Source organism: Pirellulales bacterium (assembly GCA_019694435.1).
Classification (GTDB): Bacteria; Planctomycetota; Planctomycetia; order Pirellulales; family JAEUIK01; genus JAIBBZ01.
In genome coordinates this window covers 36,301-54,663 of record JAIBBZ010000032.1, presented here as the reverse complement: position 1 = coordinate 54,663, position 18,363 = coordinate 36,301, and the positions used below count along the sequence as shown (strand labels likewise).

Annotated in this window: 14 protein-coding genes; 4 read left to right on the top strand and 10 right to left on the bottom strand. The window is 66.1% G+C overall.

Annotated elements, in window-relative coordinates; all coding sequences use genetic code 11:
- Window positions 1-77: 77 nt before the first annotated feature.
- Window positions 78-872, bottom strand: coding sequence for an HAD-IIA family hydrolase (locus K1X74_19105; GenBank protein ID MBX7168453.1), 795 nt, complete (start codon window positions 870-872; stop codon window positions 78-80).
- Between the two features lie 353 nt (window positions 873-1,225).
- Complete coding sequence (locus tag K1X74_19100) at window positions 1,226-2,089, bottom strand: B12-binding domain-containing protein (protein MBX7168452.1); 864 nt, start codon at window positions 2,087-2,089, stop codon at window positions 1,226-1,228.
- 368 nt (window positions 2,090-2,457) lie between these two features.
- Here K1X74_19100 and K1X74_19095 point away from each other — a divergent pair, with 368 nt between their 5' ends.
- Complete coding sequence (locus K1X74_19095) at window positions 2,458-3,405, top strand: sigma-70 family RNA polymerase sigma factor (GenBank protein ID MBX7168451.1); 948 nt, start codon at window positions 2,458-2,460, stop codon at window positions 3,403-3,405.
- A gap of 3 nt (window positions 3,406-3,408) precedes the next feature.
- Entirely contained in the window at window positions 3,409-4,857 is a 1,449-nt protein-coding gene (locus K1X74_19090) for a DNA photolyase family protein (protein MBX7168450.1), read from the top strand.
- A 27-nt stretch (window positions 4,858-4,884) separates the two neighbouring features.
- Here K1X74_19090 and K1X74_19085 read toward each other — a convergent pair whose 3' ends face one another.
- Both K1X74_19085 and K1X74_19080 read right to left on the bottom strand, forming a co-directional pair.
- A complete protein-coding gene (locus K1X74_19085; GenBank protein ID MBX7168449.1) occupies window positions 4,885-5,223 on the bottom strand; it encodes a helix-turn-helix domain-containing protein in 339 nt (112 codons plus the stop codon).
- 754 nt (window positions 5,224-5,977) lie between these two features.
- The gene (locus K1X74_19080; GenBank protein ID MBX7168448.1) at window positions 5,978-7,276 is read right to left on the bottom strand and encodes a PQQ-binding-like beta-propeller repeat protein; all 1,299 of its coding nucleotides are present in this window, start codon (window positions 7,274-7,276) and stop codon (window positions 5,978-5,980) included.
- 446 nt (window positions 7,277-7,722) lie between these two features.
- On the opposite strand from K1X74_19080, the gene K1X74_19075 reads away from it, so the two are divergent.
- Window positions 7,723-7,971, top strand: a complete 249-nt coding sequence (locus tag K1X74_19075) for a hypothetical protein (protein MBX7168447.1) — start codon at window positions 7,723-7,725, stop codon at window positions 7,969-7,971.
- Window positions 7,972-8,064: 93 nt separating this feature from the next.
- Here K1X74_19075 and K1X74_19070 read toward each other — a convergent pair whose 3' ends face one another.
- Entirely contained in the window at window positions 8,065-8,748 is a 684-nt protein-coding gene (locus K1X74_19070; GenBank protein ID MBX7168446.1) for a metal-dependent hydrolase, read from the bottom strand.
- Between the two features lie 67 nt (window positions 8,749-8,815).
- Window positions 8,816-10,240: a glucose-6-phosphate isomerase gene (locus K1X74_19065; GenBank protein ID MBX7168445.1), complete on the bottom strand. Its 1,425-nt coding sequence runs from the start codon at window positions 10,238-10,240 to the stop codon at window positions 8,816-8,818.
- A gap of 155 nt (window positions 10,241-10,395) precedes the next feature.
- On the opposite strand from K1X74_19065, the gene K1X74_19060 reads away from it, so the two are divergent.
- Complete coding sequence (locus K1X74_19060) at window positions 10,396-11,601, top strand: 2,3-bisphosphoglycerate-independent phosphoglycerate mutase (GenBank protein MBX7168444.1); 1,206 nt, start codon at window positions 10,396-10,398, stop codon at window positions 11,599-11,601.
- A 25-nt stretch (window positions 11,602-11,626) separates the two neighbouring features.
- Here the strand turns inward: K1X74_19060 and K1X74_19055 are convergent, their stop codons facing one another.
- The 4 genes from K1X74_19055 to K1X74_19040 all read right to left on the bottom strand — a co-directional run bounded on the left by K1X74_19055 (window position 11,627) and on the right by K1X74_19040 (window position 18,343).
- Entirely contained in the window at window positions 11,627-12,811 is a 1,185-nt protein-coding gene (locus K1X74_19055) for an NPCBM/NEW2 domain-containing protein (protein MBX7168443.1), read from the bottom strand.
- 14 nt (window positions 12,812-12,825) lie between these two features.
- Window positions 12,826-13,860 (bottom strand): terpene cyclase/mutase family protein, encoded by a 1,035-nt coding sequence (locus K1X74_19050; protein MBX7168442.1) that lies wholly within the window; start codon window positions 13,858-13,860, stop codon window positions 12,826-12,828.
- Between the two features lie 65 nt (window positions 13,861-13,925).
- Complete coding sequence (locus tag K1X74_19045; protein MBX7168441.1) at window positions 13,926-14,678, bottom strand: hypothetical protein; 753 nt, start codon at window positions 14,676-14,678, stop codon at window positions 13,926-13,928.
- On the bottom strand, window positions 14,675-18,343 hold the full coding sequence (locus K1X74_19040; protein ID MBX7168440.1) for a hypothetical protein: 3,669 nt from the start codon (window positions 18,341-18,343) through the stop codon (window positions 14,675-14,677). The genes K1X74_19045 and K1X74_19040 overlap by 4 nt, the downstream gene beginning before the upstream one ends.
- Window positions 18,344-18,363: the final 20 nt, after the last annotated feature.

Below are 18,363 nucleotides of genomic sequence, written 5' to 3'. Positions count from 1 at the left end.
GCTCCGGGGTGGGTTCGGAACAGCCGGCTGCCCAAGGCCAGCGGCGTCGTGGACGAACTTGGACAGCTACGTGCGGTTCAGGCCCGGACCCCGCACGATTCGAGCAAAAAATCCGAGTCGCAAAGGTCGAGCAGCGAGTCGACGACGATATCGGGGCGATAGGCGAAGCGAGCCAGGTCCTCGAGTCGGGTGCCGCCCGAGAGCACGAGCACTGTGCGATAGCCCATCTGCACGCCGCCCAGGATGTCGGTTTCCATCGTGTCGCCGACGATGGTCGTTTCGGCGGTGGCGAGCCCCAGCTCCTTGCGCGCGGCGCGCATCATCACCGGGTTGGGCTTGCCCACGCCAAACGCCTTCAGGCCCGTGGCCGTTTCGAGCATCGCGACGATGGCACCACAGCCGGGGCGCAGCCCGTGTTGCGTGGGGCAATTCGGATCGAGGTTCGTGGCGATCAGCTTGGCGCCGTCTTGGATCATCCGCACCGCGGCCTCGACCATCTCGAAATTGAACGTGCGCCCTTCGCCCACGACGACGTAGTCGGGATCGTGGTCGACGATGGCGTAGCCGTTGCTGTGCAGCGCGTTCAGCAGGCCGCCTTCACCGATGACGAAGGCCGTGCCGCCGGGCTTCTGCTGGGCCAGGAATCGGGCAGTCGCCATGGCGCAGGTGAAGATGTGCTGCTCGGCCACGTGGATTCCCATGCGGCCCAGCTTGATCACCACATCGCGCCGAGTGCGCTGGCTGTTGTTCGTCAGAAACGTAAAGGGGATATCGAGCTCGAGGAGCTTGGCGACGAAGCGATCGGCGCCGGGGATGATCTGATTACCCCGGTAGACTACGCCATCCATGTCAATCAAAAAGCCGTGATTCATGATCTCTTTCTGCTCTGCGAAAAACGTTGGCATCAACCAGCCCCGACGCGCGTGCGTCCTGCGGCGCGCCGGCACTCACCTTCGCAAATGTCGCGCCAGCCGAAGCACCGTTGTCGCGGGCAAATCTCCCACGCGGGCGCAAGGTGCGTCCATCAAGTTAGTTGCGGCTCCGCGTTTTTTGTGCGGCCGTCCGGCTGCTAGCGGCATTCCGAGTTCGCGGTCGAACCATCTACGATGGTTGAGTCTCCGCTGGTGCCGCGCCGTTAGGCACGGCCCGGGCCACACGTAGCGCAAACATTTGTTTGCCCGGCGGGAGTGTAGCCGGCTGAGATTAGTCGCCCATTGGCAGTCGATCAGTTCTTGCGCAGAGCTTCGACAAAGGCCACGAGGTGACGCAGGTTGTCGCAATAAGCGGCATACTCGATCTGGTTGCGTAACTGCGGCGTGAGTTCGCGTCCCCCGATAACGACGGCCGCGCCGTGCAGGCGCGCGCATTGAAAGAGGCGCCGGTACCGGGCCACAAAGTCTTGATCGGAGACCACGCCGGAAACGCTGATCCAGACCAGTTTTGGACGGACTTTTTCGATGGCCGCGGCGATCGTCTCCAGCGGCAACTCGACGCCGTACGATTCCGCCTGCCAGCCGGCTTCGCGCAGCGCGATCTCGACGACGGCTGTCGGCAGCCGATAAGTATCGCCCTCGAGCGTTCCGCCGATCGCGCGCGGCGCGTCCTCGGCCACGCGCGGCAGCATCCCGCGCAGTTCGTACAACACCCGCTGGCAGATTTCGCACGCGCGCCGCTCTTCGTAGACGTGCAGCTGTCCGTGTTCCCAGCCGTCGCCGATGGCTCGAAAAGCCGGGGCAATGACCGAGTCGCAAATCTCGTAGGCCAGGCTCTCGCCCAGGTAAAGGTCGAAGACGATCCGTCGGGCCTGGTCTTCGTCTCCGGCGAGCAGGGCCGCCTGAAATTGCTCGACGGCTCGTGAAATGACGAGCTTCCCCTGCCCGGTCTGCGAGGGGAGGCCGAGCAGCTCGGGTCGCACGAGCGGCTCCTTCGCCGTGCGCAGGAACTGCACGACATCGGCCATCGGGATGCGGCGATGGCCCCCCGCGGTGCGAGTGGTCGGCAGCAACCCCTTGTCGCACCAGCGTTTGAGCGAAGACTCGCTGACACCGATCGCCTGGGCAACCTGTTTGGGAGTGAGCAGAGATTTCATGTCGAAAGTGCCGGCAGGTGAACGTTTTGATTGATTTTAGGTCGCGGACGGCAAACGTCCAATCGGGCCGGAAGTTTTGGTATTCCGGAGAATTATTGTCAGATTCTGCAACCACCCGCGACTTTCATGCGAATGTTTTGAACGAATCCGGTTGACGCGGCCCGAGCGGGACGCAACAATCGGGTCTGAACGATTTGAACGAATTTTTGTGTCGAGCGAGGTGAAATATGGCCGTCGCAGTTCTCGGCAAATCGGGGACGAACCACGCAACTCCACGCAGGCGGCCGGTCGAGAATCCCGCCCCGTCCGTACGCAATCCGCGGCGAACCAGGCGGCCCAAGGCTCCGGTCCAAACGGCGCCGCTGGCCGTGTCGCTCGAACAAGAATCGCAAATCCGCCTGCGGCTGCGCCGCGTGCTGGCCCTGCCGATCGACTACATCGCGAACTCCGAGTTCGAACGGCTCGTCCATGATCCACTGGCCAGCGATCGACAGCTCGCGAATCCGTGCGGCGATCTCACGCCTGACCGAGACGAGCCAGTCTGCGCCGCAGACGAGGTCGCCGACACGGAAGTGTCGCCGGCAGGTGTTCCCGCCTACTTGGTTCCGCTCTACGGCTCGAAGTTGCTCGCGCCGGCCGAGGAGCGCGAGCTGTTCCGCCGGTTGAACTTCTGGAAGTACCTCGCGGCGCAGCTCCGTGGGCGCCTCGATCCGGAACAGGCCGACGAAGGGCTGTTGGCGCGCGTCGAGCGCTTGCTGGCTGCGGCCACCACGGTGCGCAATCACCTGGTGCGATCGAATCTGCGCCTGGTGGTTTCGATTGCCAAGCGGTTCGTCGACCTCGACAACGTGCTGCCCGACCTGGTGAGCGACGGGAACCTGTCGCTGATTATGGCGATCGAGAAATTCGACTATGCCCGGGGGTATCGCTTCAGCACGTACGCGACGTGGGCTATCCGCTACAACTTTGCCCGCGGGGTCGCGGTTCGCCGGCGCCGGCGCAGCAAGCAACTCTTGGCCGAGGAAGGCGTGCTCGAACAGGCTGAGGATTCTCGCACGGATGCGCGGGTAGCGCTCGAACGCCAGTCCCGGCTGGAAGCCGTCATGGGGGGATTGCTCGAACGGCTCGATCCGCGCGAACGCGAGATTCTCGCGGCCCGATTCGGCATGCATCCGACCGAGGGGCCGAACACCTTGCAGGAGATCGCCCGCCGGCTGGGCGTCTGCAAGGAACGGGTGCGGCAACTGGAGATGCGGGCCCTCAACAAGCTGCGCGCGTACGCCGCAGAAGGGCGATTGGCCCAATTCGCGGAGTGAATCATGGTGACCGCGGCGAGCCTGCTCTGGTTTCGTCACGACCTGCGGCTCGCCGATAACCCGGCGCTGAACGCGGCGCTGGCTCGAGGCAGGGGTCTGGTGCCGGTGTTCATCTGGCAGCCCGAGGAAGAAGGCGCCTGGCCACCGGGCGCGGCGAGTCGGTGGTGGCTGCATCAGTCGCTCGCGGCGCTCGATCGCGAGCTCCGCGCGCGCGGTTCCCGGTTGATCATTCGCCGCGGTCCGAGCGGCGACGCTCTCGAGCGCCTGTTACGCGAGACGGGCGCCAAACATGTGTTTTGGAACCGGCGCTACGAGCCGGCTGTCGTGGCGCGTGATGCTTCGATCAAGGCGTCGCTCAGCGGCGCTGGGATCGCGGTCTCCAGCTTCAATGCCTCACTTCTCCGCGAGCCTTGGGAAAACACGAAGGCGTCCGGCGAACCGTACCGAGTGTTCACGCCGTTTTGGCGGGCGCTCTTGAAGCGGGGCGAGTTTGGCGAGCCGGAGCCAGCGCCCACCAGGCTGCCCAGCGTCGATCGGGCACTGGCGAGCATCGCTCTCGAAGACCTGCAGTTGGAGCCGCGCATCGACTGGGCCGCCGGCATGCGAAGTACCTGGTCGCCGGGCGAGGCCGGCGCGCAACGCAGGCTTGAGGACTTTCTCTCGCAAGCGACCCAGTATGCGGACATGCGCGACCGACCGGATCGTGACGGCGTATCGCAGCTTTCGCCGCATCTGCACTTTGGCGAGATTGGTCCAAGGCAGATTTGGCATCGCGTCGAGGCGGTCGCCGGCAACAAGCCGGGCGCGCGCGACGCGGTGGTCGAGGGCTATTTGCGCCAACTCGTCTGGCGCGATTTCGCCCACCATCTCCTGTATTACTTTCCCCAAACCGCCGAAGAGCCGCTGCGCCTGGAGTTTGCCGAATTTCCCTGGTTGGCCGATGCCCCCGAGCTGCGGGCCTGGCAGCGCGGCCGCACGGGTTACCCCCTGGTCGACGCGGGGATGCGGCAGCTTTGGCACACCGGTTGGATGCACAATCGGGTCCGGATGGTCGTCGCCTCGTTCCTGGTCAAGCACCTGCTGATTACCTGGCGACAAGGTGCACGCTGGTTCTGGGACACGCTCGTCGACGCCGACCTGGCGAACAACACGCTCGGCTGGCAATGGACGGCCGGTTGTGGGGCCGATGCCGCGCCCTACTTCCGGATCTTCAACCCGACCGCACAAGGTGAAAAATTCGATCCACAGGGTGGCTACGTGCGCCGCTGGGTGCCCGAGCTTGCGCGGCTTCCGGCCGAGTGGATTCACCGTCCCCACGAGGCTCCGGACGAGGTGTTACAGTCCGCCGGCATCGAGTTGGGGCGCGATTATCCGCGGCCGCTGGTGGATCATGCGGTGGCCCGAGGACGAGCACTGGACGCGTTGGGCTCGTTGAAGGCGCCACAGCGCTGAGGTGCTGCTTGCGACCGCCACGCTGGTCTACTTTCCCGGGTGGCAGCGCGGAGGGAAATCGCCGGCCGCGATCATTCTTCGCACGCGGCTGCGATCGCGGTCGCGTTGCTTGATGTCGCGCACCTGGCACAGGCGGCAGGGCAAGTACACCATACCCCCGCAGCGCGGGCAGCGGCGCGGGGGGCCTGTCGGGCGCAAGGGTTCGTCCTCGCGCGGCAATCTGGGGGCATAATCGGGGCGTTTGCCACTGGCGATCGCCCCGACCGTGGCCCTGCTGACACCAAGTTGCTTCGCGATTTTTCGTTGCGACAACCGGCCCTCGGCAAGCAGGCGCCGGATTTCTAATACCAATTCGGGCGACAACATAAGACGGTACTCCCTCAACACCTCAAACTTGAGCCATCGACCGGCCAAGCGGCCCCTTGTGGCCCCAACTCCGTCGCCCACGGAGATGAACGCGCGCGATCTGCCCGAAGTCGCGACGCGAGCCACAAGAAAGGGCAATAACGGAAGTCAAACGCTCATCCAAGTCGTGAAATCAGCCACGGGCGGCGAGGATATCGAAATAGTGTACATATGTCAATCATTTGTTTGCCCCGAATTTGTTTTTGAAGCCGATAAAGACCAGTGTTTTTGTCGTGTTTTCAAGCCATATACGCACTTTTGTTGCGCGCAACGTCGGTGGCGGCGCGCACCTCGCCACCGACGGTTGAGTTGAGCGACTAGGGGCTATGGCGCGAATGAATCTCTCAAGTGCAGCAGGCAAAACGAACGTCAGTTCGCTCGCTGCGCGCGCCGATTGCCTTCAATGCTGGAGTATGTGGCCGGACGCTTGCTTCGGCCCTCGATACCGGCGCCACGTAAGGAAACGCTGCCATGCCGGTTCATCTGATCCACCTCGTGTTGAGCCTGGCTGTGCTCACGGTGTTGGCCTTGTGCAGTGATATCCTCGTCAAAGACGGGTATCAGCGCGACCACTAGGCCCGCGTCTTGTTCGCTGCCGCGGCAGTGAACGGCCTGCAGAAGCACCGCCCGCGCCAGGCCCGGGCAGGGCGCGCGATGGCCCTCGAGGTGGCTGCGCTCAGTCACACCCGGTGCTGACGAGCAGCTCTTGGCGGCTCTATTCGGCCGCGGAAACTGCGGCCGGTTTGTTGGCTGCCTCGATGCGGTAGAGCCGCTGATCGGTCCGCAGGTAAATCTCGCGGCCGACGATTGCCGGCGACGCCAGCAGCTTGCCTTGAAGCTGGTTCTTGCCCAGCAGCTCGAAGCGATCGCCCGGGGCGAGCACGTGCGTTTCGCCCTCCTCGCTGCAGAAAAAGAGCTTGCCGTCGGCATAGACGGGCGAGGCACTGAAGTTGCCGCCGAGGCGGTGTTTCCAGACCTCGGTGCCGCTCCGAGCGTCGAGGCAGGTCGCGACCCCCTGATCGCTCACCATGTAAATGCGCTCGCCGACCAGCACCGGCGAAGGATTCGCCGGCACCTGCCTGGTCGTCTTCCAGGCCACGTGGGTTTCGGTCACGTCGCCGGCGCCGTCGGGCCGCACGGCCCACAGTTCGGGCTTCATGTACCCGGTGCAGAAGAACACCAGGTCCAGGCCATACAACGGCCGCGGCACGTTGGAAAACCCCTTGTAGCCGACCTGCCAGAGAATCTTGCCCGTGGCCGGATCGAGCGACAGCAAGTGATCCGCGCCGGGGGTCAAAAGCTGCGTGCGCCCGGCCGATTCGATGATCAGCGGCGTGCAATAGGCCTTGCGGAGATCGGGATTTTCGTCGAAGGGGCCCGGCCGATCGAGCTTCCACGCGATCCGCCCGGTGTGCTTGTCGAGCGCCACGATGAACTGCACGTCGATCCCGTCGCAAGGGATGATGAGTAGGTCGTGCCAGACGATTGGCGAGCTGCCGGGCCCTTCCTTGTGATCGAGCTTGAGCTCTTCGTTGCGCCACAACACGTTGCCTGTGGTCGTGTCGACGCAGGCCGTGCCGAGCGTGCCGAAGTGCACATAGAGCCGATCGTCCGCGAGGACCGGCGTGGGCGAGGCATAGCTGTTCTTGGCATTGATCGGCGGCAGCTCGGCCGGGCGGAACAGTTCGACGCGGCGGAGAATCTTGCCGGAACTTCGTGCGATGCAGATGGCTTCGAGCAGGTGGCCTTGCTCGGCCGACGCGCTCAGCCAGATCTGGTCTCCGCTGATGACGGGCGAAGACCAGCCGAGGCTCACCAACAAGGTCTTCCAGGTGACGTTTTCGTTGTCGGTCCAGTGGACCGGCAGGTCGTGCGCCTCGGCGTGGCCCTGGCCGCCGGGACCGCGAAACTGCGGCCACTCTTCGCTGGCGCGTGCAGTGGGTCCGATCACCAGCGCCAGTAGGCACGCGGCGGCCACCGCGGGGTTGTTCGGCCCAATCGACCACCGAAGCACGCATCGCAGCAATTCGTTCATCCTTCGCACCCGTTCAGAGTGGTGACGCTATTGGCAGAGAGGAGAGGCCCGATCGGCAGACTCGCCCCGTCGCGGCAAGCATCGGCAGGCACCGGCCGCAGGCCCGCGGCGCGGCGTTCCGAGCGACAGTCTGGCAGCTAGCGGCAGGGGGCGACAGCATGGCAGCAATCGAGGCGGGGATTTCGCGGGCAGGGCCAGTATAGCTGCCTGCGTCGCGGCATGCAGTCAGCGCGCAGGTGCGCAATCCTCACAACCGTACCGCGTTGGCTGGTCGTCACGATGTGCCTGCCTGCAGGGCGAATTTATGACGCAAGTTCGTGGCAGCGTGGCGAATCGTTCAATCCGCACCACGCAGTTTCCGATTGATCGTAGGGGCCTCGCCCCCTGACGATTCCATCATCATCCACTTAACCCGACGGCCGAACATGACCAATCGCATCGCCCTTCGATTAGAGAATCTTCCGATCGAGATGATCGAAGAAGCGCTGCGTGCGGCCCAGGGCCCAGTGTCGTTTGAGATGCTGGTGGCGGTACAGCAGTTCGTCGATCGCATCGGCGGCATTGAGAACGCGTACCTCGCGGTCCAGATGCTGCAAGAGCTCGAAGCCGAGGATGACTCGGTCGAGGTTGTGTTCGAAGCCGAAGACGACGACCTGCTCGACGAAGCCGCCTGACCCTCCGCACGATTCAGCTGAACCACGTGTTCCACGCCGCCTTCGGGCGGCGTTTTTCGTTGGTGGACACGGGCCGGCCGCGCCTGCCGGTGGTTACAGGTTGAGCTTGCCGCCCGGGTCGAGCACGACCGGCTCGGCCTGCGTCCGCGAGCGCACCTGCGCGGCCCAGGCCGCGGCGTCTTGCGCGATCGGCGGCCAGGTGTTGTAGTGCGCCGGGGCGACGCGCCGCGGGGCGAGCAGTTCGATCGCCTCGATGCTATCGCTCGGTCCCATCGTGAACGTGTCGCCGATGGGCAGCACCGCCAGATCGAGACCGCCGCGACCGATCCGCTGCATATCGGAAAAGACCGACGTGTCGCAAGCGAAGTAGATCCGGCGGCCGTCGAGCTGCAGCACAAAGCCGCCCGGGTTGCCGCCGCTGGCGCCGTCGGGCAGGGTCGAGCTGTGAAAGGCAATCGTCGATTGCACGGTGCCGAAAGCAAGCTTCGCTGTGCCGCCGGTATTCATCGGATGCGTGTTTTCGACGCCCTGCTGGCCGAACCACTGGCAGATTTCCCAGTTCGACACCAGCGTGGCGCCGCAGCGCTTGGCGATGGCCGCCGCGTCGGCCACGTGGTCGAAGTGACCGTGCGAGACGAGGACGAAATCGACGTCGATCGACTCGGCGCGGCAAGGGGCCGTCGGCGATTCGTTCAGGAACGGATCGAGGATCAGACGGTGCGAGCCCGATTGGATCAACCACGTGCCGTGGCCGAGCCAGGTCAATTCGACTGCCATGTTTCAACAAGCTCCTCGGGCACGCCAGCTCCCGGATGTCGGCGCGCCGCGCTAGCGATGCGGCGGCTCAACGCGTTTGCCGCAAGAAGGCGTTCATGTGTTTCTTGTAGGCCTCGACGCCGGGTTGACCGTAGGGGTTGATCCCGATCAGCCGGCCTTCGACGACGGTCGCCAGCATCATCATCTGGAAGAATTGGCCAAGCGTCGAGACGTGCAATCGCGGCAGGTGAAGGTCGGCCGTCGGGCGGCCGTCTTCCCGGTAGGCCTGGTTGGTGCCGGCAATGGCAGCGGCCATCACGTCGGCCAGCGTCTTGTCTGCCAGCGAGTTGAGCTGGTCCTGGTCGAATTCCGAGCGGCCCACGGCCAACCGATCGCGCCGTGGCGCATCGACGATCAAGTTCGTAATCAGCTTGTCGCGGGCACCTTCCTGATGCTGCTGCCCGCGCGAATGCAGATCGCGCGTGTTGACCACGGTCAGGGGCGTGGTGCCTTGGCCGTCCTTGCCGAGACTTTCGGCCAGCAGTTGGTCGTACCACAGGCCGGCCGCCTCGAGCGACTTGCCCCAGGTTGCCAGCACGCGGATATCGGCGCCGCGCTCGGTCTCCAGCAGGTGCGAAACGCCCACGTAGTCGAGCACGGGGTTTTCGCCCGGCGGCGCCGTGCGAAAGCGCTCGTTCATCGCGGCGGCGCCTTCCAGCAGCTTGATGATGTCGAGCCCTACCAGTGCGGCCGGTAACAGGCCCACCGCCGTGAAAATCGAAAACCGCCCGCCGACACCGTCGGGAATCGAAAACACCTCGGGGCATCCGAGCGCCGCGGCCAGATCGAACAACCGGCCCGACGGTCCGGTGACAGGCACCAGCCGCGCGGCGAGCCGTTGCGCGTCGTTGCTGCAACTGTTGCGCAGCGCCGCGAGGAACTGCCGCAAGGCCACGGCCGTTTCGAGCGTGCCGCCGCTCTTGCTGCAGACCACGATGCCCCAGCTCTCTTCGACGCTCGACGCCGCGCGTCCGTGGCCCAGCAGGTCGAGGAGCCCTTGCGATGCGTCGTTGTCGACGTTGTTTCCCTCGAAGCTCAGCCGGGGGCAGCCGCCGCGCTCGGCGCGGCTCAATTCGTTGTGATAGGGGTGGCAGCACCCGTCGAACAAAGCGCGGGCTCCCATGTACGAGCCGCCAATGCCGAGGAGCACGATGCGATCGACCGCTCCTGACAGCCGCTTGGCCGTCGCCAGGATGCGGCCCAATTCGCTGCCCGACTTGTCGCGGGCATATTCGGCCAGCAAGCGCTCGGGCAGATACGTGAAGCCGGCATCGAGCGGCTGTTTCGCCGCCGGTACGGCTGCGCCCGACTGCCACAGCTCGGCATCTGCCAAGACTTCGTCGCGGGCTGCCAGCAGCCGCGGCGCCAGAGCCGTCAGTTGATTGGGCTCGAGGCCCGTTTGGGAAAAGAAGGTTCCGCGCGGATCGTAGACGATTGCCTCGGGGATCGACATCGGTGCTCCATTCAATCGGCCTATCCTCTCCCGGACGCAAAAGATACCGGGCCGGGCAGGGGGCGTCATCCCCCTGGCGCGGCATGGCTTGTCTTCAACCGCGATTGTGTTAGGAAAGGGGGGCAAACCTGGCCCACGCTGCGGAGCTGCGACGCATGGATATGCTCGACCTGATGCGGGAATTGCACGTCAAGAACGACGCGAAAATTGTGCTGCTGGTGGCCGACGGGCTGGGCGGCCTGCCGATGGAACCCAGCGGCAAGACCGAGCTCGAAACGGCCCAAACCCCGCAGCTCGATGCCCTGGCCGCACGATCGGTCCAAGGGTCGAGCATCCCGGTGCGGCCCGGCATCACCCCCGGCAGCGGGCCAGGTCACCTGGGGCTGTTCGGCTATGATCCGCTTCAGTACTTGATCGGGCGCGGCGCGCTCGAAGCGACGGGCATCGGTTTCGAGCTGGAATCGGGCGACGTCGCCGCGCGTGGCAATTTCTGCACGCTCGATCCGGCCGGTAACATCACCGATCGTCGCGCGGGGCGCATCGCCACCGCCGATAGCGCGCCCTTGGCCCGTGCGTTGAACCAGGTGAAGATCGACGGCGTGCAGGTCTTCGTCGAGCCCGTGCAAGAGCACCGCTTTGTGGTGGTGTTTCGCGGCGCAGGCCTGGCGGGCCACGTGCACGATACCGACCCGCAAAAGACGGGCGTTCCGCCGCTCACGGCCGTGGCGGCCGACGAGGCCAGCCGCCGCACGGCCGACGTCTCCAACGAGTTCATTACCCAGGCGCGGCAAATCCTGGCAGGCGAGGCCAAGGCGAACGGCTTGACGCTGCGCGGGTTCTCGGCGCGGCCGCAGTTGCCGAGCTACGAGACGGTCTATGGCCTGCGCGCCGCGGCGATTGCGGTGTACCCGATGTACAAGGGCCTTGCCCGGCTGGTCGGCATGAACATCGTCGGTCAGGCCAAGACCTTGGCCGAACAGATCGACGTGCTCGAGGCCGAGTGGGCGAACTACGATTTCTTCTTCATTCACTTCAAGTACACCGACAGCACCGGCGAGGACGGCAACTTTGCCGCCAAGGTGCAGCGGATCGAAGAGTTCGACGCGCAGATCCCCCGCGTGTTGGCACTCGATCCGGCGGTCCTGGTGGTTACCGGCGATCACAGCACGCCGAGCTATCTGAAGACCCACAGTTGGCACCCGGTGCCGACGCTCTTGCACTCGAAATGTTGCCGGCCCGACGGCCTGCAGAAGTTTGGCGAGCGCGACGCCCTGCGTGGCGGGCTCGGCCAGTTCGAGGCCCGGTACCTGATGTCGCTGGCCATGGCCAACGCGGGCCGGCTGGGCAAGTACGGGGCCTAAGCACGCTCGCGTTCGTCGCGCGCGTTTACTTCACCAGTCGCGGGTTGAGCCAGGCCGCGTGGTCGAGTTCGTCGGCCTGCTGGCCGTAGTCGACGATCAGGCTCAGGAGCTTGCCCCCGGCGACGTCGATTTCGATCGGGAGCGGTGCCTGGCTGCCGGTCACCAGCGGGCTGCGAAACCGCTCTTGCTCGTCGACGTACACGCGAAACACGACGCTGCCGCGGCCCTGGGCCGAATCGTCGATCGCCGCCTGGCAGGCAAAGCGGCGATATTGCCCGTCGAGCGGGAAGGTGATCCGCGCCGCGCTGTGCAGGCCGACGCCGCGCAGGTAAATCCGGTCGCGCACGCGCAACAGTCCGCCGCTCACGCCGCGATCGATCGCCGGCTCCCAGGCGACGTCGAGGTAGGGCACGTGGCGATAGCCGGCTGGCTGTAGATCGGTGAGCCAGACGCCACGATGCCGGATCGCGTGCAGCCAGACGAGCGAATCGGCCGGCGCGGTGACTTCCAGCCCCGACGCCAGTTCGGCCGTCAGCGCGCCGCCTTCGAGCTTGAGCGACCGGGCCTGGAGCCTGGCGCCGTCGGCCGTGCCGAACCACCAGCGGCGGGCGTCGTCGGCAGGGCGTTCCCACGCGGCCGCGGCCAGCGCGACGGCGGCCACCTTGTCGCGGTCGATCGTGATCGGGCCCAACTCGGCCACCAGCTCGACTTTCGTGCGTTCGATCTTGCTCAGCGTACCGGTCAACTCGTCGCCGTTGTCGAGGATCACCACATCGCTGGTCGCGGTGCCCGCGGTCAGGCGATCGATCAACCGATCGGTTGCAACCCGATCCGCGCCCACGACGAAGATCAGGCCCGCCACGGTCGCGAGCCGAATTGGCAACGGGCCGAAGCCGAACGCATCGACGCGCAGCACTTCGCCTTCGATGACCTTGACATTCGCCGGCAGCACGCCGCCGCCGGTGAACACGACCAGGGGCTCGGCGCGCGGGTCGGCCGGCGCGCCCCATTCGAGCAGTTCGCCCGGCGCAGTGGACCGCGGTTGGTCGGGGCTCCAGCGGACTTCGCCCGGCGCGGTGATCTCGACCGGCACGGCGCTAAACGGCGCGCCCTCGACCGGAATCGCTTCGCGCGGTTCGGACGCCCAGGCGCAAGCCCCGGACGCGAGCCCCGCCAAGACGACCGCAAACGTTCCCAGCGCCCGACTCACGAAATGCCTCGTTCCTAACGCTGAAAGATCGGCAGATAGTTATTCGGCATTTGCAGGATCACGCAGGCCATCGCGGTGCCGTATTCCTGGCAGATGGAATCCATCCACGAGCCGTCCGGGCGCTGCAGCGCGAGCAACTCGTCGCGAATCGCCGGGTACCATTTCTGCCAGACGTCGCCGCCGGCGTGCCACATCGCCTGCACGGCGTAGTAGTGGCCATAGAAGTAATGGCTTTCGCGATGGAACGTGCCGCCTTGCGGCAGGTAGTTGAGCAGGTAGGCGATGCCCTTGTCGATCTCGGGGCCTTCGTAAATGCCGGCGCTGTACAGCGCGACGACGCCCGCCGCCGAACGCGGAAAGGCGCTTTGCCCGCCTTGCAGCATGTACATGAAGCCGCCATCGGCGTTCTGGCTGCGCTTCACGTACTCGATGCACTGATCGATGGTCTCGCGGGGCACGAAGATGCCTGCGTTGCGCGCGGCACGCAGCGCCATCACCTGGCAGATGGTGACGGAAATGTCGGCGTCGGCGCGCTGCGGCTGATAGCGCCAGCCGCCTTCCTTGTTTTGCGTCTGGACGATCAGTTGGACGGCCTTGGCCAGGCGCGGGCGCAGCTCGGACCGGCGCGTCATGCCGTAGGTTTCGGCCAAAAACAACGTCGCGAAGCCGTGGCCATACATCGGGCCGTGGCCGCTCGCGTCGGGCAGGCTGATGAAGCCGCTGTCCTGGCTGCTTTGCAGCAAAAAGCCGATGCATTGTTCAACGTGCTGGCCATATTTGCCGCGGCCCGGCGTGCTGCCGCTCGACATGAAGGCCATGCCGGCCAGCCCGCAGACGGCGACGTTGCGGCTGTAGCCGCCGGCGCCGAACGAACCATCTTCCAACTGGCGCGAAGCGAGAAAATCGAGTCCCCGGTCGATGGCTTCCTGGGCCGCCGGCGAGAGCAGCTCGCGGGCCCCGGTTTCGGGGTTTTCGTCGTCGGCTACCAGCCCCTGGGGAACAGCGCCGCACAGCAAGACGACGAGGGCGATGCTGGCTGAGCGCGACATGCGATCCTCCGTGCGGTGGCGATGGGTGCGTGGCGTGGCAGTCGTGCGGCTGGGGGAGCTCGCGGTCAGGGCCGATCTTCCGGCGTTTCGACGAGTCGACGGAAATACTGTTCGATCTGCGTTTGATATTGCGGCAAGAATCGCTCGGCGGCGGATTGGCGCATCTGCTCCCGCAACCGCTCGGGCAACTGTCCCCAAAGTCCTTCGATCAGGCCCTGCATTTCCTCCATGTTGGGGGCGAGTGCATCGTTCGGGCCGAGACGTTCGGTGCTTTCCTGCGCTTGTCCCTCGCCGGGTTCACCGGGCGCGCCTTCGCCACTGCCGCTTTGCGGTTCGCCCGGCTTCACCTGGCTGCGCTGCGAACCTTGGTTTTGCGAGTTGCGCGACTTGCTCTGGGATTGCTGCGCGTTGCGCCGCGCCTCGCGGATCAAGGCATCGAGATCGCTGACGATCTGGTTTTGCAGGGCCTGGGTCGACTCGTCGGTCTGAGCCTGGCCGATGCGCTGCTGGACCTGTTGCATGCGTTGGCCGAGTTGCAGCAACGGATTGCCTTCGGCCGAGCTCGATTCGCCGCCCTCGAGACCTTCGAGCAACTGCTGGTCGAGCGGTGATTCGCCGGGCTTGGCGGGGGTGGGCGGTTGTTGCTCGGTGGCCGCCGGTGGGTTGGCGCGAGGGGGTTGGGCCTGTGGCTTCTTGACGGCGTCGTCCAACGCGTCGTCGAGGCCTTCCAATAGTTGGTCGTCGAGCGCATCGCCGGCAGCAGGAATGGCAGGAGCCTGGCCCGCCAGCAGACAGCAGATCACCAGCAGCGCGTTCATGGTTGGGCTCCGGCATCGGGCGGTTGTTCGGATTGCGATTCGGCATCCAGATCGGGCACGCCGGCCGCTTCTTCCTCGGGTGCAGCGGCAGCAGTGGCCAGGTTGCGCGTCAGATCGGCCAGCACCCCCTGCTCCAGGGCCAGGGAGGCGAACTCGGCCTGCTGCGATTCGGTCGCGGGGCCCTGTTGGGCATCCAATTCGGCGTGCAACGCCTTGGTCCGGGCGTTGATCTCCTGCTGCATCAACTTGAGCAGCTTCAACTGCGCCAGCGGTGCGATGCCGTCTCCCGGCGGAGCGCCTTGCTGGTTCTCGCCGCCTTGACCTTCGCCGCCGCCTTCGTCGGGCTCGTCCTGGCCATCTTCCAAGGCGGCGAGCAGTTGTTCCAGGCGGCGCAGCGCTTCGCGCAAGCTGCCCTGGGTCTCGCTGCCGGTGTCGAGCTGCTCGAGCCGCTGCGCGGCTTGCTGCATGCGCGCCAGGCCCGCTTCGAGCGCGTAGCGGAACACCTCCGCCTCGCGAACCTGGGCGGTGATGGCCCGGGTTTCCTGCTCGATGGCTGATTCGGCACGGCTCAATTGGCGCACGCTGATGTGCTGGGCCCGCGTGAGGTGGCCTTGCTTGACGCGCAGCTCATCGAGGCGCGCGTTTTCTTCGATGACGGCGGCCTGGCGTTCGCGCAGTGCGGTGATCTCGTCGCTTAGCTTGGCAAGCTGCTCGAGGGCCAGGTCGGTTTCGGCCTGGCGGCGGCGCTGCTCGAGTTCGCGTTGGGCGTCGTCCAGATCGCGCTGCGCGCGGTCGGCGGCATCGGCCGAGGCGCCGGCGTCGCCTTGCTGACCCTCTTCGCCGGCCTCGCCCAGTCGACCTGCCGCCTGGCTGGCCGATTGGCCCGCCTGGTCGGCCTGCAGTCGCTGCAGCGTGCGGGCAAAGCGATCGACTTCTTCCTGGAGTTGCTGTTCCTCGCGCGCCAGCCGCGCCAATTCACGGCGCTGCTCGTCGCTGGCCGGCTGCTGGGCAAGCTCGCGGAGCTTCTTGCGCAGGCCTTCTTGCTTGGCCCGGAGCTGGCTGAGCTGGTTTTCGGCCTCGCGCAAGCGTTTGACCAGGCGGTCGAGCTCCTGCTCGCGGCGGCTGGCGAGCGTGTCGAGCATGTCGTCGAGCTGCTTTTCGACGGCCGCTTGTGCTGCGGTGGCCTGCCCGATCTGGTTCTGGCCCGTCGCCGCCGCGGCGGCGCGCATCTGGTTGCTGGTGCCTTGCTGCTGCGCTTGCGACACGGCGTCGCTGAGTGCCTGCGCGGCCAGCGGGTCGTCGCCGGAGCGTTGGGCCGACATCCCTGCCATGCGCTCGAGCAGTTTTTCCAGGCGGCGTGCGAGCTCTTGTTGCGTTTGAGCCAGCTTTTCCAGGTCGGCGCGTTCTTGCGGCTTCAACTCCTCCCGGCTGCGGGTCACTGTGCGCCGGCCCAGTTCGGCGGTGGCCTGGCCGAGCTCGCGCTGTTGCTTTCGCAGCTCGACCAGGTCACGGCCGAAGCGGCGGTAGTTGTCCCATTGGCCGAGATCGGCAAGTTGTTGCTCGAGCGAATGGATGACCTCGTCCTGGCGTTGGCCGGCCGTGGCGATCGACTCGGCCACGGCGCGATCGGCAGCCGTGGCGCGATCGGCGGCCGTGGCGGGCGCGTCGGCGGCTTCGCCCGGCGGACGTTCTTCCAGAGCGCTCTGTGCCTGCTTCAGCGCACTGGTCAATTCGCGCTCGATCACCGGCAGCGGTTCCTTGTTCAGCCGCTGCAACTCCGCGATCAGCTCGCTCATCCGGCGCTCGATGTCGGGATTGTCGAGCTGATTGTTGCGCAGCTCTTCGAGCAGCGCCTCGACGTGCGAGATCACGCCCTCGGTCGGGCTGGACAGTGTGCGCCCAACCTGGCGCTGGGCCAATTCGGCGCCGTGCAATTGATCGACGTCGGGTTTGTTCAGCTTGCCCGCCTGCTGGATCTGCACCTCCAGGGCCGCGGTCGGGGCTCGGGCCCCGCGCTGCATCTCGAGCGCCCGCGCCAACTCGCTGAGAATCAATCCCTGACGCTGCGTGATGCGATCTTGCAGCTCCTCGGCCGTGATCACGGTCAGCCGCCGGGGCAGGCTTTGCGCGATCTCGGGACGATAATCGCTGGCCGAGGCGTGGAACGTGATTTGGACGCCGGGCTTCAGGCCCAGCGAGGCCAGTTGCCAGCGATGCTCGATGCGCCGCGATTCGCCCGCGTTGGCCGTGTCGACGCGATCGGGCCGCGGCGCGCGGGCCACCTGCTGCGGTCCCTGGTAGAGCGGGACGACCGTTTCCCCCTGGTCGGATTGATCCGAGCGCAGCAGGTGCAGCAACACGTCGCGCAACGCGAGATCGTCCTTGGCCGTAATCTCCAACGGCACCTCGGCCTCGGCCATGACGAAGATGTTCGCCGTCGGCTCCTCGATCGTCACGCTGGGGACCGCGTCTTCAATCACTTGCAGCTCGTACTGCGTTTCTTCTCCGGCGGCGACTCCCTGCTCGTCCTCGAGCACCAGCCAGTAGGTGCCCGACCGCTCGACGACGAACGGCTCCGCGGCATCGGCGGCAGGCACGCTCAGGCTGAGCCCGTCGGGCGCGATCTCGGCCGCGAGCTGTTCGCCGGTCGATAGGTGCAGCGTCGCCGAGCGGATCGGTCGATTCGTCATGGCCGACCAACGCACGTGCGTGCCGGCGATGGCCTGGATGCGGTGATCGACGGTCTCGGGTTCCCAGCCGGTGTATTCGGGAAAGCGCAGCTCGGCGTTGAGCTTCGTGATTTGAGGCGGCTCGATGACGCGCAGCGCGACCCAGGGCATCGAGCGATCGTCGCCACCGGTGGCGCGATAGGCAAAAGGCCTCCGCACGTCTTCCTGGCGATAAACCATCGCGGTACCGGCCGGAGTCATCTCGAGCGTTTCGGTCGCCTCGTTGCCGGAGTCCTGGGTGTAGCGGATCTGCAATTGCACCCGCGCCGGCAAGGTCGTGCCGTCCGCCGGCACGACGGCGACCTCGAACGTCTGCCCCAGGGCCACGTGCGTCACGGTCTCGCGCCATTGCAGCCGATGCTGCCGCGGCCATTCGACGTCGGACCACGGAGTCGCCAGCCGTGCCAGCCCAATCCGCGCCAGCGACGGCTGCCAGAGGGCCAGCACCAGCGCCACGGCGCAGGTGCCGGCCGCCAGGTACAGGGCCCGGCGCACGGGCCGGGGATCGAACACCTCGTCGAAGTCGACCGTTTCGGTCTCGGCTTGCGCGTTGGAGATGATCGCCCGGCGCAATTGCTCGGAGCCGGCCGCGGGATCGTCGGCCTGTTCGCCGAGGAAATCGACGGCCGACGACAGATGATCGCGCAAGGCGGGATAGCGTCGCTCGATTCTCTGGGCCAGCTCGAGGTTCGAGAATCGTCGCAGCAAGGCCGGTACCAGATACCGCACACCCGCCCAAACGATGCCCGCGGCGGCACCCAGCGCGGCGAGCACGCGCAGGCCGCGGTCGTCGGGTCGCAGCCAGTAGTCGCCCAACACCAGGACCAGCACCAACGCGACAACAGCGGTGACCGTCCGGGCCAGTCCGAAGGCCAGCACCAGCCGCGCCGCGCGGCGGCGAACGTAGGCAAGCCGGGCTAGCAAAGGATGAGTCATGAGAATCGGCCCGAGCTTGC

Bases quoted from the DNA above. Each gene is read 5' to 3' on its own strand.
- K1X74_19075 (MBX7168447.1), top strand. From the start codon at position 7,723: ATGACCAATCGCATCGCCCTTCGATTAGAGAATCTTCCGATCGAGATG.
- K1X74_19085 (MBX7168449.1), bottom strand. From the start codon at position 5,223: ATGTTGTCGCCCGAATTGGTATTAGAAATCCGGCGCCTGCTTGCCGAG.
- K1X74_19045 (MBX7168441.1), bottom strand. From the start codon at position 14,678: ATGAACGCGCTGCTGGTGATCTGCTGTCTGCTGGCGGGCCAGGCTCCT.
- K1X74_19100 (MBX7168452.1), bottom strand. From the start codon at position 2,089: ATGAAATCTCTGCTCACTCCCAAACAGGTTGCCCAGGCGATCGGTGTC.
- K1X74_19070 (MBX7168446.1), bottom strand. From the start codon at position 8,748: ATGGCAGTCGAATTGACCTGGCTCGGCCACGGCACGTGGTTGATCCAA.
- K1X74_19040 (MBX7168440.1), bottom strand. From the start codon at position 18,343: ATGACTCATCCTTTGCTAGCCCGGCTTGCCTACGTTCGCCGCCGCGCG.
- K1X74_19065 (MBX7168445.1), bottom strand. From the start codon at position 10,240: ATGTCGATCCCCGAGGCAATCGTCTACGATCCGCGCGGAACCTTCTTT.
- K1X74_19050 (MBX7168442.1), bottom strand. From the start codon at position 13,860: ATGTCGCGCTCAGCCAGCATCGCCCTCGTCGTCTTGCTGTGCGGCGCT.
- K1X74_19090 (MBX7168450.1), top strand. From the start codon at position 3,409: ATGGTGACCGCGGCGAGCCTGCTCTGGTTTCGTCACGACCTGCGGCTC.
- K1X74_19105 (MBX7168453.1), bottom strand. From the start codon at position 872: ATGAATCACGGCTTTTTGATTGACATGGATGGCGTAGTCTACCGGGGT.
- K1X74_19060 (MBX7168444.1), top strand. From the start codon at position 10,396: ATGGATATGCTCGACCTGATGCGGGAATTGCACGTCAAGAACGACGCG.